Here is a 12,918-nt window from a genome sequence, read left to right as displayed (position 1 = left end):
GGGCGAGGACCGGGCCGGATCCGGCCACGGGAGGGCGGAACCGCGCGTGGCCCGGCGGCGTCGGAACGTGTCGGTAAACCGCCGACACGAAAACGAAGGCTCCCCCTTTGGCTCCCCTGTACCGCCACGGCGCCCTGCCCCTCCTCGCCGCCCTGGTCCTGACCACCGGCTGCGGCCCCCAGCTCGACCTCCGGGACAGCCCGCGCCTGGAGGCCCTGCTGCCCTCCCCGAACGCCTACCCCGACGGGTTCGACGTGGACGATCTGGACGTCGACGAGATCCAGGGGGTGGATTTCAGCGGCGAGGCGGGCGCCGACGACTTCGGTGACGTGGAACCGGCCGAGTGCGCCGCCGTCCTCAACGGTGGCACCGGGCGGCTGCCCGCGGGTGCCGTCGAGGGGGCGGCGCAGATCGCGACCCCGCCCGGCTCCGCGGAGGGCTCGGCCGTCTACGGCTACGTCCTGGTCTCGGGGGACTTCGGCGACGCCCCGGTCGAGGGCACCGGGTTCGGGCACCTGTTGGACACCTGCTCCAGGATGAGCGTGTCCGCGAACGGCGGAGTCGAGGGCGCGCTCGTCTCCAGGGACTCGCCCGCCCTTCCCGAGGGCGGGGGCATGTTCTCCGTGACCCTGTACGGCGAGCGCTCGCACATGGCGGCGAGGACCGCGTGGGGCCAGGTCGGGGAGGTGTACTTCGTCCTCGTGGGGATGCGCACGAGCGGCTACTCGGACGTGTCGTCCACGGAGCTCATGGAGGCGTGCCGGGAAGACGACTTCAGTGAGGAGTGCCGGGACGCCCACCGGGCTCAGGTGGACAGGGAGAGGGACGCCCTGATGGAGGAGGAGTTCGAGGAGATCCTGTCCCGCGCCGTGGAGAAGCTGGAGCGCGCCGCCTGACACGGCGGGGCCGGAGCCGCGCCGGGGGGTGACCGGCGGGACGGCGACCGGGCCCGGCGAAGGTGACGGTGCCCACACCGGGGCGCCGCGTACCCTCGAAGGCGTGAGGAACACGCTCGACGACCCGGCGGCCCTGGCGGCCCGGATGCGCGAGGTCCTCGGCTCGGGCCCGGTGGTAGCGCTGACCGGCGCGGGCCTGTCCACGGACTCGGGCATCCCCGACTACCGCGGCCCTGACTCACCCCCGCGCAAGCCCATGACCTACCAGCAGTTCGTCGGCGACGCCGCCTTCCGACGCCACTACTGGGCCCGCAACCACGTGGGCTGGCGCCACGTGCACCGGACCCGCCCCAACGACGGCCACCGCGCGCTGGCCGCGCTGGAGGCGGGCGGCGCCCTGGCGGGCGTCATCACCCAGAACGTGGACACCCTGCACGGGGCGGCGGGCAGCAGGCGGGTGATCGACCTGCACGGCCGCTACGACCGCGTCGTCTGCCTGGCCTGCTCGTCCGTGACCTCCCGCGAGAGCCTGGCCGCGCGCCTGAGCGCGCTCAACCCCGACTTCGCCGACGGGGTCCCCGACGTGGAGATCGCCCCCGACGCCGACGCGGTCCTGGCCTCCACCGAGGGGTTCCGCGTGGCCGACTGCGAGGGCTGCGGCGGCGTGCTCAAACCCGACATCGTCTACTTCGGCGAGAACGTGCCCAAGGCGCGCGTGCTGGCGGGTTACGCGATGGTGGACGGCGCGCGGGCGCTGCTGGTGGCGGGGTCGTCCCTGACCGTCTTCTCGGGGCGGCGCTACGTCAAGCGCGCCGTCGAGCAGGGCAAGCCGGTGGTGATCCTCAACCGGGGCGCCACCCGCGCCGACGACGTCGCCGCGCTCACCGTCGACGCGGGCTGCTCCGAGGTGCTCATCGCCCTGGTACGCGCCTACGAGGCCGAGGGCGCCGCCTCCGTCTGATCGGGCCGCCGGCCCCCGGCCCGCGGCCCTCGCCGCCGCGCCCCGGCCGCGGAGGGGGCCGTTCCCGTTCCGGCCCGTTTTCCACAACCCGGAGAACAGATCCGCGTACTCCCCGTAGTCTTGGGAGGTCGGCGCCGCGTCCCGGGAGGGACGCCGCGTCGGCCCCGATAACGACGTCCCCCGGGGAGGACCGACTGTGGGTGTGACGGACGAGACCGCTGTACGCGCGGTGCGCACAGACCTGCCGCTGAACCGACTGGTGTCGTCGGCGATGCTCATGCACGCCGTCGTCGCGATGGTCGAACTGGACGTGGTGGAGGATCTGGCCGAGGGGCCGCGTCCGGTGGCGGACCTGGCCCGCCGCGCCGGGGTCCCCGAACGGTCCCTGGCGGCGGTGCTGCGGGCCGGGACGGTGAGCGGGCTGCTCTCGGAGCCGGCGCCCGGGTCGTTCGCCCTGACCGCGGCGGGCCAGCATCTGCGCGCCGGGGACCCCAGCGGCCTGTACGGCCTCTTCCGCATGTGCACGCACGGCGCCTTCCTCCAGGCGTGGACCTGCCTGCCGCAGGCGCTGCGTTCCGGCCGTACCGCCTTCGAGGCGCACACCGGCCACCCGCTGTTCGCCTACCTGGAGGAGCAGGAGGAGGCCGCGGCCCTGTTCCACAGGGCGATGGACACGTCCGTGGCCGCCGACACCCTGCTGGAGAACGCGGACCTGTCCGGGACCGAACGCGTGGCGGACCTCGGGGGCGGCCAGGGCTCGCTGCTGGCCGCCCTCCTGCGGCACCACCCGCGCATGGAGGGGGTGCTGTTCGACCTTCCGCACGTGGTGTCCGAGGCCGGGCCGCTGCTGCGGGAGCGGGGCGTGGCGGACCGGTGCGCCGTGGTGGGGGGCAGCTTCTTCGACGGGGTGCCGACGGGCGCGGACGTCTACCTGATGGCGCGGGTGATGCAGAACTGGCCCCGGCCGGAGGCGGTACGGATCCTGCGCAACGTCCGCGCGGCGATGGGTGAGCGGTCCCGGCTGCTGATCGTCGGGCACCTTCCGCAGCGGGAGGGCGCCACCCCCTTCCTCCAGGCGATGAGCGTGTACATGCTCGTGCTCTACGGCGCCCCGCTGCGCACGGCGGAGGAGTACCGGGAACTGTTCGCCGAGGCCGACCTCGCGCTGCACGCCGTGCACCGGGTCGAGGACGGGGAGTCGGTCATGGACGTCCGCCGCGCGTAGCGGGCCCCGCCCCGCCCGGGAGCACGCCCCGCTCGGAACCGCTCCGCGCGGTGGCGCTCCCGTTCGGGGCGCCACCGCGCGGCGGTCACGGGGATCCCACCGTCTCCGGGGAGGCCAGATGCCGACCGACCGGGCGGAGGATGACGTGGCCCTGCCCCGGGTGGAAGCAGGAGGTGGCACCGCGCAACCTGGACAGGATCGGCATCAGGGCGTGGTAGCAGCACACCGAGGAGGGCAACCCCAACACCCTCGGGGTACTGAGCAGAAGGGGCAGTTCGGCGCGCAGGTAGGCCAGCCCGGCGCGCAACCTGGCCCCGTCCGGGTCCGGCTGGGCTCCGATGACGTGCCGTACGTGCTCCTCGCACGCGCGGCGGACTCTGGGGTCGGTGGCGTGCTCCCGGTCGAGGCGGTACGCGACGTCGCGGTAGCCGGGCAGGCCCGTGCACTGGGACAGGGCGCGCACGCGCACGTTCCCCGCGTCTGGGGCGGCCGCCTCCACGGCGCGCCGGATGCGCCGCCGCACGTCCTTGAGCGCCCTGTTCGCCCGCGACGACGCGTGCTCCCTGCTGCCGCCTGACGCCATGTACATGGTGTCCAGGTGCAGGTCGGCGTAGAGCACGTCGACCTCGGCGAAGTGCCGCTGCGCCCACCGCAGGAGCTGCGCGATCCGCTCCTGGCTGAAGTAGCTGTTCCCGGCGCTGATCCCGATGAGCGCGTGCTCTCCGCGCTCGAACACGCGGCGGCAGGAACCGGTGAAGGGCAGGACGTCGAAGGCGTCCTCGGGCTCTGGGGGCGGCTCCAACTCAGTCGGAGATGACATCGGGATCCTCCAGGACGGTTGCCAGCCGCTCGCACATCTGGTCGAGCAGGGTGTCCAGTTCGTGGTCGCCCATCGGCCCGCACATGACGTCGTCCATCCGACCGCGCAGGGCGTCGAGTTCGGGGTGGTGCGGGCCGGTTCCGGCCGCGAGGGCGAGGACGCGCCGGGCGGCGTCCAGGCAGCGGAACGTGCCGTACTGCCGTGGCTCGTCCAGCAGGCCGCGGCCGCTGCTGAGCAGGTAGGCGGCGAGCAGGAGGAGTTCCTCGCCGACCTGTCGGACCTCAGGTTCCCCAGCGCTCATGGCTGACCACCTCGTTCCGGTCTCGTCGGGGTGCGGGTGCGAGTGGCCGGGCGGGGTGCCCGATCGGAACCAGGAGCAGGGGTTCCAGGTGGTCGGGCAGGCCCAGGAGCCTGCGGACGGGGCCCCTCCGAAAGCTCCCGGACGGGCATCCGCCCAGCCCCAGGCAGTGGGCCGCCAGGAGGAGGTTCTCCACCGCCATCGCGACGCAGAGCATGCCCTCGTCCCAGGAGTCCCCGGAGTCCGTGGAGTTGCCTGAGCCCCCCACGGCACGGGAGCGGTCGAAGCAGGCCGCCACGACCAGGGGCGGGAGTTCGATGATTCCAGGGGAGAAGGCGCGCAGCAGCCTCAGCGCCCGCCGCTCGCGGACGGCGACGAAGGCCCACGCCTGCTTGTTGGACGCCGAGGGGGCGGCGAGCATGGCGTCCAGCATGGGGTCGAGGAGGGAGTCGTCCACCGGCCGGTCGGCGAAGGCGCGTACGGCACGGCGGGTGGTCAGGGTCTGTAGGGCGTGTGATGACCGCTGAGAGAGGCACCGGTTCGCATCCGGCTCGCTCGAACCTGTGTCCACAGTATGCGATTTTCTAGGCACGCTCCGTAGTTTACCCTGTTATACGGCTCCATCGATGCCGCATAGGCGCATCTGGCCGCCCCTCTCCGCACCCCCGGAGGGGCACCACCTGAAAGGACCGCGATGTCCGCATCCGCACCCCCGAGTCCTTCGGCCACGAAACTGTTCGAGCTCATCACCGCCAGCTGGGTGGCGGCCGCCGTGAGCGCGGCGGCCGAACTCGGCGTCGCCGACGCCATGACCTTCAAACCCCTGCCCGTCGACGAGATCGCCGAGAGGATCGGCGCCGACGCCGACGCCCTCCACCGCCTCCTGCGCGCCTGCGCCGACCTCGACCTCGTCGAGGAGGGACCGCGGCGGCACTTCGCCCTGACCGGGCTCGGCCGCGCCCTGCGCGGGGACGCGGCCGACTCCATGCGCGGCTACGCCCGGTGGGTCGGCAGCCAGGCCGAGCGGTCCACCATGGCCCACCTGGCCCAAGCGGTGCGGACCGGGCGCTCGGTGTTCGAGCAGGTGCACGGCCGGACGGCCTGGGCCTACCTGGACGAGCACCCCGAGACCGCGGCGGTCTTCGACGAGGGCATGACCGACATCTCCGCCCAGCTCACCCGGGGCGTGGCGGGCAGCTACGACTTCGGCGCGCACCACACCCTCGTGGACGTCGGCGGGGGCCGGGGCAGGCTGCTGGCCATCGTGCTGTCGGCCCATCCCGGTCTGCGCGGCGTGCTCTTCGACCGGTCCGAGGTGGTCGCCCACGCCGGACCGGTGCTGGAGGGCGTCCGTGAGCGGTGCCGCGTCGTCAGCGGGGACTTCCTCTCCTCCGTCCCCGAGGGGGGCGACGCCTACCTGCTGTCGAACGTCATCCACAACTGGGGCGACCAGGACGCCGCGCGGATCCTCTCCCACTGCCGTGAGGCGATGACCCGCGACGGGCGCGTCCTGCTCGCGGAGGTGGTGGTGCCCGACTCCCCGGGTCCCGCCCGGACCGCCAAGTTCATGGACCTGAGCATGCTCGCCCACTGCGACGGCAAGCAGCGCACCAGGTCCCAGTTCGCCGACCTCTTCGAGCAGGCCGGACTGAAGTTGACCCGTGTCCTGCCCAGCTTCGGGACCAGCGTCGTCGAGGGGGTGCGCGCCTGAGCGGCGCACCTGTGCCGCCACCGTGGACGTGCGCGCCGGAGCCGGCGCGCACGGGCACGGCTCAGCCCCCGTGGACGGCGGCGAGGAAGTCCAGCAGGGCCGCGTTGACCTCCTCGGGGCGCTCCTGCTGGGTCCAGTGGCCGCAACCGGGCAGGGTGACGCCGGCGTGCAGCCCCGGTGCGACCAGCGACAGGTTCTCCAGGAGTTCGGGAACGCCGCGCATGGCCCTGACCAGGTCCTTGTCACCGCCCACGTACAGCGCGGGCACGTCGATGACGCGCCCCTGGAAGGGCGACATGAGCCCCTGGTTGCGGTCGATGTTGCGGTACCAGTTGAGCGGACCGGTGAAGGCGTCGGGGTCGGAGTAGTCGGCCGTGAAAGCGGCCAGGTCCTCCTCGGTGAGCCAGGAGGGCAGCTCCTCCGGTTCGGGCAGGGAGCCCAGCGCGCTCTCGCCCTCGGGCACGATCCACAGCCGGGGCTGGTCGAAGGGGGCGTCGCCGGAGGCCCCGACCAGGAGGCGGCGCAGGGTCGAGGCGGGGTCGGCGGCCAACTCGGCGTCGGCGACGCCCGGCTCCTGGAAGTAGGCCTGGTAGAAGCCGTCGCCGTAGACGGCGCGGGAGGACGAGACCGACGGCATCATGGCGGGCGGAACGGGCGGAACGCTCAGGCCCGCCACGCCGCGGACCAGGTCGGGGCGCATCATGGCGGTGGCCCAGGCCACCGGCGCCCCCCAGTCGTGGCCGACCACGACCGCGCTCTCCTCCCCCAGCGCGGAGACGAGGGCGACGACGTCGCCGACCAGGTGGGGCAGGGTGTAGGCGTCCACCGCCTCGGGCCGGTCGCTTCGGGCGTAACCGCGCTGGTCGGGGGCGGCCACGCGGTACCCGGCCCCGGCCAGCGGGGCGAACTGGTGGCGCCAGGAGTACCAGCTCTCGGGGAAGCCGTGCAGGAGCAGGACGAGCGGTCCGCTGCCCTGCTCGGCGACGTGCAGACGGATTCCGTTGACCTCGACGTCCCTGTGTTCCACGTTCATGGCGTACGCGCTCCTCGTCGCTGAGGGGTGGGGGCACAGCCACGCTATACCGGCGGGTCCGGCTCCTCCAGGCTCCCTCGGGGGCGGGAGCCGGCCGTGTCCCCGGCGGGAACACCCTCCCCACCTGCGCCGCTTGAGGTGGAGCGCGCTCCAGTACCTAGGCTCCGGTCCATGACCACACCACAGCGAAGGATCGGCTCGGGCTTCGGCGGGCGCAGCACCGCGCGCGAGGTCCTGGACGGAATCGACCTGACCGGACGGCTGGCCGTCGTCACCGGCGGGTACTCGGGCATCGGGCTGGAGACCACCCGGGCCCTGGCGGAGGCGGGCGCCCGCGTCGTCGTGCCCGCGCGGCGGCCCGAGGCGGCGGCCGAGGCCCTGGCCGGGGTCGAGGGCGTGGAGGTCGACGGCCTGGAGCTGTCCGACCAGGGCGACGTGCGCGCCTTCGCCGAACGCTTCCTCAGGACGGGGCGCGCGATCGACGTCCTCGTCAACAACGCCGGGGTGATGGCCTGCCCCCAGGCCGTCGCCGGACCCGGCTGGGAGTACCAGTTCGCCACCAACCACCTGGGGCACTTCACCCTGGTCAACCGGCTCTGGCCGGCCCTGGCCGAGGGCGGGGCGCGGGTGGTCTCGGTGTCCTCCGGCGCGCACCAGGCCTCACCGATCCGCTGGGAGGACCCGTGGTTCGCCCAGGGCTACGACCGGTGGCTGGCCTACGGGCAGTCCAAGACCGCCAACGCCCTGTTCGCCCTCCACCTGGACCGGCTGGGAGAACCCCTCGGGGTGCGGGCCTTCTCCCTGCACCCGGGCGCGATCCTCACCCCCTTGCAGCGGCACATGACGCGGCGGGAGATGGTCGACGCGGGGTGGGTCGACGGGAACGGTGAGCTGATCGACCCCCGGTTCAAGACGCCGGAGCAGGGCGCGGCCACCCAGGTGTGGGCGGCCACCTCGCCGCGGCTGGCCGGGATGGGCGGGGTGTACTGCGAGGACTGCGACGTGGCCGTGCCCGCCGGAACCGAGCCCGGCGTGGAGGGCGTGCGCGACCACGCGGCCGATCCCGCGCAGGCCGAGCGCCTGTGGGCGTTCTCCGCCGAGCTGACCGGGGAGGACGCCCTCGCCTGAGCGGCGGCCGGTCGCGGCCCGTGCCGCCGTCCGCGGGGACCGCGCCCCGTGGACGGCGGCACGGAATGATCACCGAAGTCCCGCAATCGACATACCTCCCATACAAGGAATTCCACCCGGAGAACTCGTGATATTCCATCCAGCGGTTCCCGTGGTCAGACCCCTCGCGTCACGCCGGCAACACTTCCTGCCGCCCCCTACCGTTGCGGCGTGAAGCGCGCCGGGAGCTCGAACAGTCCGCGCATCCACAGCGACGGCCGCCACTCCAGCCGCTCCGAAGGCACCGCCAGCCGCACGTCCGGCAGCCGGTCCAGCAGGCTCTCCACCGCCGTGCGGGCGATCGTCTCCGCGATCTCCGGCGCCGGGAAGGGGCACCCGTGCTCGCCGTGGCCGAAGGACATCTGCGCGCGGTTGCCGCTGTGGACGTCGGGGAGCCCCGCGTGCAGGCGGGGGTCGGCGTTGGCCGCCGACAGTCCCAGCACCAGCATGTCGCCGCGTCGGATGCCGCGCCCGCCCAGCTCACAGGCCTGCACGGCCCACCGGCCGATGAAGTTCTGCGTGGGGGTGTCCTTCCACAGCACCTCGTTGAGGGCCTCGCCCGCGCTGCCGCGCCCGCCCTGGAGGGTGAGCGAGAACTGGTCGTCGGTGAGCATCAGGAGCAGGGTGTTGCCGATCCAGTCGCCGGTGGGCGCCTGGGCCGCGGCGAGGACCACCAGCAGGTCGATGACCGCCTCGGCGTCGCTCAGGCCCGCCGGGTGCAGCAGCAGCCGCGAGGGCACGTCGTCGCGCGGCGCGGCGCGGCGGTCGGCGACCAGGGCGTCCAGGCGGGCGTGCAGGCGCCGGTGGGCGCCGCCCGCGTCGGCGGCGACGTCGAGCGAGAGCACGACGTCGCGCACCAGCGCCGGGACCTCCGCCTCCGGCAGGCCGTAGAGCCGGGCGACCACCATCGCGGGGATGCGGTGCGCGTACTGGGAGACCAGGTCGGCCTCGCCCTCCGCGCGGAAGGCGTCGACGAGGCCGTCGGCGGCCCGCTGGCACAGGGTCCTGAGGTCGGCGCGGTCCACGGCGTCCAGGGCGTCGCCGATCGCGCCCGCGCGCCGCTGGTGTTCGGCCCCCTCGGCGAACATGACCGAGGGCGTCCACATCACGTAGGGCAGGAGCGGCCAGTCCCGGCCGACGCGGTCCCACTGGTTCCAGCGGCGGCAGTCGCGGGCGAACCACTCGGGTCTGCTGGTGACGTGGTGCAGCTCCCGGTAGCCCATGACGAACCACGCCGGAACGTCGCCGTCGAGCAGCACGGGCGCGACCGGGCCGTAGCGTCCGCGCAGCTCCTCGTAGAGCCCGGCCGGGTCGCGGGCGATGTCGGGGCCGTACAGGCGGGCGGCGCCCGCGTGGTCCGGGGAGGGGGGCGGCGGGCCGCTGCTGGCCGGTGCCGCGGCCTCCGGACCCGGGCTGTGGTTCACGTCGTCTCCTCCTGGGGCGGCGCGGGTGCGGACGCGGAGCCGGACATCGGCGCCGGTGCGGACTCCCGCCCTGACCCGGGCGCGAACGCCGTCGTCGGCGCGGACGGGTACCCGGCGACGGGTCCGGACACGTGCTGGACGAGGGTGATCAGGACGTCGCGGCTGGACTCGCGGCTGCGGGCGTCGCAGTCCACCACGGGGACCCGCCCGGACAGGTCCAGGGCGCGTCGCACCTCGGGCAGGGCGGGTCCGGGGCCGAAGCGGTTCACCGCGACCACGAAGGGCGTGCGGTGGTGTTCGAGCCGGTCCACGGCGTACCAGGAGTCCCGGATGCGGTCGGTGTCCACGAGGACGACCGCGCCCAGGCTGCCCTCGAACAGCTGGTTCCACAGGAACCAGAACCGCTTCTGGCCGGGGGCGCCGAAGAGGTAGAGCACGCGCCGCTCGTCCACGGTGATGCGCCCGAAGTCGAAGGCCACGGTGGTGGTGCGCTTGTCGCGGACGGCACTGAGGTCGTCGATCCCGACACCGGCCCGGGTCATGACCTCCTCGGTCCTCACCGGGCGCGTCTCGCTGACGGAGTCGACCAGGGTGGTCTTGCCGACGCCGAACCCGCCGACGACGACGATCTTGAGCGCGTTGTCGGCCGTCGCGGCGAGCGGGGCCCGGTGCGGCCCGGCCGGCCGTTCAGAGGCGTTGGAGGGCAAGGAGCACCTGCTTCAGGGTCTCGGGGTCGTGCCCGGCCTCCTGCCGGGTGAGGGCCGCCGGGTGGCGGGCCGTCACCCGCCCCGTGTCCAGCAGGTCCAGCAGGAGGATCCGCACGACGCTGACGGGGAGCCGCAGCTCCGCGGACAGCTCCACCACGGCGGTCGGGTACGCGCACAGGCGCAGGATCGCGGCGTGCTCGGACTGCATGCCGGGCACGGGGTCGCACTCGGCGACGACGAGGGTGACCGAGTCCAACACGCGGGTGTCCGCGTCGGAGCGCCCGCCGGTCACGGTGTACAGGCGGTCGGGGGACTCTCCCCGGAGGCAGTCGTGGTGGGTCACCGCTGCTCGGCGCCCACTCGGACCCGCTCGCTCCGGCGCGGGGCGGCCGTCAGGAAGCCGCCGATCCGTTCGACGAGTGCGTTCATGCTGTGGCCGATCACGCCGACGTCGGCTTCCCCGGCGGCGATCACCGCCAGGTGGGCGCCCTCCCCGGCGCGGATGATGAGCAGGACGCCTCCGCCGAACTCGACCATGGCCTGACCCGCGCCGCCGCGGTCGCCGAACTCGGCGGAGGCGCTCAGGGACAGGCTCTGGATGCCCGCGGCGATGGCGGCGAGCTGGTCGGCGCGGTCGGTGTGCAGTTCGCGGGTGTGGCACATCCTGAGTCCGTCCCTGGACAGCACGAGCACGTGGCGGATGCCCGGTGTCCCGTGGCGCAGGTTCTCCAGAAGCCAGTCGAGGCTGGTGTCCATGGTGTTCATCGGGGTCGCGGGGCAGCCGCGCGCGGGCCCGGTCCGTGCCCCTCCCTCCGTTTCTCTTCTCTACTCTTCGGCTCGTTGTGGCTGGCGGGCGTTGCGGAAGGACGCGAACCTGGTGCCGGGGTCGCCGCCGGGTCCGGGCGTGACCGGACCGGCGGAGAGCTGGTCGGGCTCCTCCCGCAGCGCCGCGGCGAGGGTCTGGCCGCGCCGCCGCCGGGGCAGCCCGGAGGCGGCGCGGGCGGGCGCGGCGGCGCTGTCGGGCCCGGGGGCCGCCGTACCGGCACCGGGGCCCGGTCCCGCGGCGGGCGCGGGCCCGGCGGAGCGGCGGGGGCGGTGCCCGGCGCGCGGGCCGCCGGGAGCGGGCTGGGACTCGGTGACCAGGTGCGGCGGGACGAGGACGACGACGCCCACGCCGCCGCGGGCCGAGGGACGGAAGCTGACGCCGAGCGCGTGCTTGTGGGCGAGGCGGCCCACGACCGCCAGGCCCGTGCGGGTGCCGCGCAGCGTGGACAGGTCGCGGGGCTCGGTGACCAGGCTCTCGGCGAGCCTGCGCTCGCGCACGCGCATGCCCAGTCCGCTGTCCTCGACGGTGACGGACAGGCCGGTGTCCTCCTCCTGGACGTAGACGTGCACCTCGGTGCCGTGGGCGGAGAAGTTGGCGGCGTTGTCCATGAGTTCGGCCAGGGCCTGCATGACGCCCTCGGCGGCGTGCCCGGCGATGGAGGCGGTGCTGGTGTTGTGCAGGCGCACGCGGCGGTAGGCGTTGATGCGGCCCATGGCGCCGCGCAGGACGCTCTCCATGACGATGGGCCGGGTCCAGCGGCGGCCCGAGCGGCCCCCGGCCAGGACGACGAGGCCGTCGGCGAGGCGGCCCGTGCGGGAGACCCCGTGGTCGACGTCCAGGAGGTCGCCGAAGACACCGGGGTTGTCGCCGTAGCGGTCCTGGAGTTCGCGGAGCCTGGCCAGCAGGGAGGTCAGGTGGGCCTGGATGCGGGCGCCGGAGGCGGCGGCGGTCTCCATGGCCGAGGCGGAACGGCGGGCGGCGGCCAGCAGCTCCTCCAGCGTGTGCGCGCGCAGGCGGGCGAGGGCGCCGTGGACGGGGGGCAGTTCCTCCCGCAGGGTCTCGGCGGCGCCGACGCGGTCCTCGCGCACGCGGGCGACCATGAGCGGCAGGCCGACGCGGTCGAGGTCGGCGATCTGCTCCTCCAGCGCGGTGCACCGGGCGAGGGCGTCGGCGGCGCGCACGCGCGCGGTGTCGAGCTCGGCGGTGACGGCGTGGGTGAGCCGGTGCAGCGCGACGTGGCGGGGCTGGGGGTGCTCGGCGAGGACCTCGCGCGCGGTGCGGCCCGCGCGCAGGCCCTCGGTGAGGGCGGGCAGGAGCTGGTCCACCAGGTGCTCGGCCTCGCGTTCGAGGGCCTGGGCGGTGGCGTCGACCCGGGTGCCGTGCTCGCGCGCGGCGCGGGCCGCGGCGGCCTGGTGCGCCGCCGCGGTGACGGCGGCGCACAGGGCGGCTCCGGCCGCTCCGACGGCCAGGGCCACGCTCTGTCGGGCGTCGGGGTGGGCCGTGACGACCGCCCAGGACCAGGCTGGGGCCGCCAGCGCGGTCACGGCGACCAGGGCGAACAGGGCCTGTCGTCCGGGGCGCGGTGGCCGCCGTTGTCGGTCGGACGGGTGAACTGGCATGGGCGGGTTCCTCGCGGGGCAATCGCGCGAAGGGAGCGGGCCGTGCCCGGTCCCGTCGCCCGGTCTCCGGGCAGGGGAGGTCCACCCGGTTTCCCCCGGGGAATTCGAGGGCGGACGGAAATCACCGTAGACCACGGGCGAAAGGCACGTGGGCTTTCTCGCGAGGAACCCCGGTCAGACGGCGGAGAAGTGCGGCATCCCGCTTTTTCCGCTCTTCTTAATTCTGACATA

At 74.2% G+C, this 12,918-nt stretch carries 14 protein-coding genes; 5 read left to right on the top strand and 9 right to left on the bottom strand.

What is annotated here, in order from left to right:
* Positions 1–107: 107 nt before the first annotated feature.
* The 3 genes from UIS43_RS27560 (at position 108) to UIS43_RS27550 (ending at position 3,082) form a co-directional block, all read left to right on the top strand.
* Positions 108–896: a hypothetical protein gene (locus UIS43_RS27560; RefSeq protein WP_013152199.1), complete on the top strand. Its 789-nt coding sequence runs from the start codon at positions 108–110 to the stop codon at positions 894–896.
* A gap of 103 nt (positions 897–999) precedes the next feature.
* Positions 1,000–1,857, top strand: a complete 858-nt coding sequence (locus UIS43_RS27555; RefSeq protein WP_370012091.1) for an NAD-dependent protein deacetylase — start codon at positions 1,000–1,002, stop codon at positions 1,855–1,857.
* Between the two features lie 196 nt (positions 1,858–2,053).
* The gene (locus UIS43_RS27550) at positions 2,054–3,082 is read left to right on the top strand and encodes a methyltransferase (RefSeq protein ID WP_013152197.1); all 1,029 of its coding nucleotides are present in this window, start codon (positions 2,054–2,056) and stop codon (positions 3,080–3,082) included.
* Between the two features lie 85 nt (positions 3,083–3,167).
* Here UIS43_RS27550 and UIS43_RS27545 read toward each other — a convergent pair whose 3' ends face one another.
* Genes UIS43_RS27545 through UIS43_RS27535 form a run of 3 tightly spaced genes read right to left on the bottom strand, consistent with a single transcriptional unit; the run spans position 3,168 to position 4,699 of the window.
* Positions 3,168–3,902, bottom strand: a complete 735-nt coding sequence (locus UIS43_RS27545) for a tRNA-dependent cyclodipeptide synthase (RefSeq protein WP_071621716.1) — start codon at positions 3,900–3,902, stop codon at positions 3,168–3,170.
* A complete protein-coding gene (locus UIS43_RS27540) occupies positions 3,886–4,203 on the bottom strand; it encodes a DUF6092 family protein (RefSeq protein ID WP_013152195.1) in 318 nt (105 codons plus the stop codon). Before UIS43_RS27540 ends, UIS43_RS27545 begins: the two co-directional genes overlap by 17 nt.
* Positions 4,184–4,699, bottom strand: coding sequence for a nitroreductase family protein (locus UIS43_RS27535; protein WP_210745758.1), 516 nt, complete (start codon positions 4,697–4,699; stop codon positions 4,184–4,186). The genes UIS43_RS27540 and UIS43_RS27535 overlap by 20 nt, the downstream gene beginning before the upstream one ends.
* Before the next feature lie 195 nt (positions 4,700–4,894).
* On the opposite strand from UIS43_RS27535, the gene UIS43_RS27530 reads away from it, so the two are divergent.
* Positions 4,895–5,911, top strand: coding sequence for a methyltransferase (locus UIS43_RS27530; RefSeq protein ID WP_013152193.1), 1,017 nt, complete (start codon positions 4,895–4,897; stop codon positions 5,909–5,911).
* Between the two features lie 61 nt (positions 5,912–5,972).
* Here the strand turns inward: UIS43_RS27530 and UIS43_RS27525 are convergent, their stop codons facing one another.
* Positions 5,973–6,944: an alpha/beta fold hydrolase gene (locus UIS43_RS27525; RefSeq protein ID WP_013152192.1), complete on the bottom strand. Its 972-nt coding sequence runs from the start codon at positions 6,942–6,944 to the stop codon at positions 5,973–5,975.
* Between the two features lie 171 nt (positions 6,945–7,115).
* Between UIS43_RS27525 and UIS43_RS27520 the strand changes: the two genes are divergently transcribed.
* A complete protein-coding gene (locus UIS43_RS27520; RefSeq protein ID WP_013152191.1) occupies positions 7,116–8,072 on the top strand; it encodes an SDR family NAD(P)-dependent oxidoreductase in 957 nt (318 codons plus the stop codon).
* Positions 8,073–8,269: 197 nt separating this feature from the next.
* On the opposite strand, the gene UIS43_RS27515 is transcribed toward UIS43_RS27520, so the two are convergent.
* The 5 genes from UIS43_RS27515 to UIS43_RS27495 are packed head-to-tail and all read right to left on the bottom strand — an operon-like array spanning position 8,270 to position 12,687.
* Positions 8,270–9,535 (bottom strand): cytochrome P450, encoded by a 1,266-nt coding sequence (locus UIS43_RS27515; RefSeq protein WP_071621713.1) that lies wholly within the window; start codon positions 9,533–9,535, stop codon positions 8,270–8,272.
* Positions 9,532–10,242 carry an ATP/GTP-binding protein gene (locus UIS43_RS27510; RefSeq protein WP_013152189.1) on the bottom strand — a complete coding sequence of 237 codons (711 nt, stop codon included), beginning with the start codon at positions 10,240–10,242 and terminating at the stop codon, positions 9,532–9,534. Before UIS43_RS27510 ends, UIS43_RS27515 begins: the two co-directional genes overlap by 4 nt.
* On the bottom strand, positions 10,223–10,585 hold the full coding sequence (locus tag UIS43_RS27505) for a DUF742 domain-containing protein (protein ID WP_013152188.1): 363 nt from the start codon (positions 10,583–10,585) through the stop codon (positions 10,223–10,225). Before UIS43_RS27505 ends, UIS43_RS27510 begins: the two co-directional genes overlap by 20 nt.
* Positions 10,582–11,007, bottom strand: a complete 426-nt coding sequence (locus UIS43_RS27500; RefSeq protein ID WP_013152187.1) for a roadblock/LC7 domain-containing protein — start codon at positions 11,005–11,007, stop codon at positions 10,582–10,584. The genes UIS43_RS27505 and UIS43_RS27500 overlap by 4 nt, the downstream gene beginning before the upstream one ends.
* Positions 11,008–11,067: 60 nt before the next feature.
* Positions 11,068–12,687 carry an ATP-binding protein gene (locus UIS43_RS27495; RefSeq protein WP_232833147.1) on the bottom strand — a complete coding sequence of 540 codons (1,620 nt, stop codon included), beginning with the start codon at positions 12,685–12,687 and terminating at the stop codon, positions 11,068–11,070.
* Positions 12,688–12,918 lie beyond the last annotated feature (231 nt).

The sequence above is a fragment of the Nocardiopsis sp. LDBS0036 genome (assembly GCF_041228755.1).
GTDB lineage: Bacteria > Actinomycetota > Actinomycetes > Streptosporangiales > Streptosporangiaceae > Nocardiopsis > Nocardiopsis dassonvillei.
Note: the sequence above shows the minus strand (reverse complement) of the source record. Positions and strands in the feature narration are given on the sequence as shown.